Source organism: Methylocystis suflitae (genome assembly GCF_024448135.1).
In the GTDB taxonomy this organism is placed as follows: domain Bacteria; phylum Pseudomonadota; class Alphaproteobacteria; order Rhizobiales; family Beijerinckiaceae; genus Methylocystis; species Methylocystis suflitae.
This window is the reverse complement of sequence record NZ_JAMRYX010000177.1, coordinates 1-2,848: the sequence shown is the minus strand read 5'-3', so window position 1 is coordinate 2,848 and position 2,848 is coordinate 1. Positions and strand designations below refer to the sequence as shown.

At 67.4% G+C, this 2,848-nt stretch carries 2 protein-coding genes; one reads left to right on the top strand and one right to left on the bottom strand.

Going from position 1 to position 2,848, the window contains the following annotated elements:
- On the bottom strand, nucleotides 1-549 hold a 549-nt coding region (locus NEI07_RS13785; protein ID WP_256035279.1), incomplete at its 3' end, for a gamma-glutamylcyclotransferase.
- A gap of 439 nt (nucleotides 550-988) precedes the next feature.
- On the opposite strand from NEI07_RS13785, the gene NEI07_RS13780 reads away from it, so the two are divergent.
- Nucleotides 989-2,848, top strand: a 1,860-nt coding sequence (locus tag NEI07_RS13780) for a chromosome segregation SMC family protein (protein ID WP_256035278.1), incomplete at its 3' end; no start/stop codon positions are given.

Below are 2,848 nucleotides of genomic sequence, written 5' to 3'. Positions count from 1 at the left end.
TCTGCATGACTGATGATCGAGCCGGCGGACGATTTCGGCGAGTTCGGCGTCATGGATGTCGAGCCGCAGCAGATGTTCGTAGGTGTTGCGCACATAGGCGGGATTGTCGCCATTGAGGCCGACGCCCTCGGCGATCAGGCGAATCATTTCCTCCTCCGGCAGCCGCCCGGCGTATTGGATGTGCGTGCGGTCGACGACATAGGCGAGGGCCTTGGCGCCGCCGCCGTCGACGAATCGCACGCCGAGCGTTTTTTCGAGATAGACCGAGGTGACGAGTTCGCGTTCCCGCAGATAGCGAATCGTTTCGGCGCGGTCGCGCCCCGCGACCTTGAAGGCGACGCCCTGGCAGGAGCCGCCGCGATCGAGCCCCAGCACCAGCCCCGGCCGCTCCGGCGTGCCGCGGTGGACATGCGAGAAGATGCACAGCGCGCGGTGATAGCCGTGCACCCAGGCGAGCGCGCTGTCGATGAAGTCGAAGCCCGGCCGCCACATCAGCGACCCGTAGCCGAACACCCAGAAATCTTCGTCCCGCGGACTGGCTGAACCCATTCTTCGCCTTTTAAGCCTCGCGATTTCGGTCAAAGATTCGCAGTGCTCGACTGAAGGTTTCCTCATCCTGAGGAGCCTGCACCCAAGTCGGGCTTGCCCGACTTGGGCTTCAAATGCCGATCTCGGGTAAACCCGAGATCGGAGCAGGCGTCTCCAAGGACGAGGGAACCTTCACGCACGCCTCTTAAGCTCTCCCTCGTCCTTCGAGACGCGCCTTTCAGGCGCTCCTCAGCATGAGGGAGAGGATAGCTGTCCTTCACTAGACGCCCAGCGTCTCATTTCTATTTTTTCCGCCGCAATCCTGCGATGCAATGAAAATGTGATTCGGCGGCGAAATGCGACGCGCATCCGTCTCGGAGCGCCCTTCGGTAGAGCCTACCCACAACATATCGCGTCGGTTTTCTTGCTTTCCCCTGCAGTTTGTGGCGGTCTTTAGGCAATGAAATTCGAGCGCCTGCGCCTTCTGGGCTTCAAGAGCTTCTGCGAGCCGACCGATTTCCTCATCGAGCCGGGCTTGACCGGCGTCGTCGGCCCCAATGGCTGCGGCAAGTCGAATCTTGTCGAAGCCCTGCGCTGGGTGATGGGCGAAAACTCCTATAAAAACATGCGCGCGTCCGGCATGGACGACGTGATTTTCTCGGGCGGCGGCTCGCGCCCGGCGCGCAATCTGGCCGAAGTTGGCCTGGTGCTCGACAATTCGTCGCGCACCGCGCCGGCGGCCTTCAACGACGCCGACGCGATCGAGGTCACGCGCCGAATCGAGCGCGAGCAGGGCTCCACCTACCGAATCAACGGCCGCGAGGTGCGCGCCCGCGACGTACAGCTTCTCTTCGCCGACGCCGCCACCGGCGCGCGTTCGCCGTCGCTCGTGCGCCAGGGTCAGATCGGCGAGATCATTTCGGCGAAGCCGCAGGCGCGCCGCCGCATTCTCGAAGACGCCGCCGGCGTCGCCGGGCTGCATTCGCGCCGCCACGAGGCTGAGCTGCGCCTCAATGCGGCTTCGGAAAATCTCACGCGCCTCGAAGACGTGCTGAAGCAGGTCGACAGCCAGGCCGACAGCTTGAAGCGGCAGGCGCGCCAAGCCTCCAAATACCGTGGGCTCGCGGCGCAAATCCGCAAGAATGAGGCGCTGGCGGCGCTTCTCGCCTATCAGCTCGCCGCCCAGCAGCTGCAGGGCGCCGCGGACAAGCTCGACGCCGGCCGGCGCAATGTGCAGGAACGGACGCTGGAGCAGGCGGAGGCGGCGAAATTCCAGGCGGTCGCCGCGCATGAGCTGCCGCCGCTGCGCGACAAGGAGGCCGAGGCCGGCGCGGCGCTGCATCGGCTCGTCGCCGCGCGTCAGGCGCTCGAGGCCGACGAGCAGCGCGCCAAGCAGCGAATCGCCGAACTTCAGCGCCATATCGAACAGTTTGGCCGCGATCTCGAGCGCGAGCGTGCGCTGATCCTGGACGCGGCTGGGGTCGCGCAGCGGCTTGAGGATGAGCGCGCCGAGCTGCAAGGCGGCGACGCCCACGATGCTGGCCGCGAGACCCAGGCGCAAGCGCGGCTGACCGAAATCGAAGCGGCGCTGGCGGCGACCGAGGCCGAGCTGTCGAGCGCGCAGGAGCAGCTCGCCGGCGTCAACGCCAAGCGGGCGGCGCTTGAGGCGGCGCTGCGCGACGAAAATCAACGGGTCGCGCGCTTCGAGGCGGAGCTTACCCGCATCGAGACGGAATTTGCGCTGATCGCCGGGCAGGGCGGCGGCGCCGACGAGGTCGAGCGTCTCGCCCAGGCTTTCGAACAGGCGGCGCAGGACGCGCGCGCCGCCGAAGAGGCGGCGCATGAGGCCGAGGCCGCCACGCGGCGAACGCGCGACGCCGAGGCCGCGGCCCGCGCGCCGTCAGAGCAGGCGGCGCTGCGCGCCCAGCGGCTCGAGACCGAGATCCGCACGCTCGAACATCTGCTGCAAAGCGGCTCCGGCGGCCTCTGGGCGCCGGTGGTCGAGAGCATGACCGTCGAGAAAGGCTATGAGACCGCGCTGGGTGCGGCGCTCGGCGACGATCTTGACGCCTCGGCCGATGATTCGGCGCCGGCGCATTGGTCCGTGACGTCTGGGGAGGGCGATCCGGCCCTGCCCAATGGCGTGCGCGCGCTCGCCGCGCTCGTCGAGGCGCCGCCGGCGCTGCGCCGTCGCCTCGCGCAGATCGGCGTTGTGCTGCGCACCGAGGGCGAGAGCCTGCGCAAGCTTTTGAAGCCCGGCCAGCGGCTCGTCTCGAAAGAGGGCGATCTTTGGCGCTGGGACGGCTTCACCCAGGCCGCC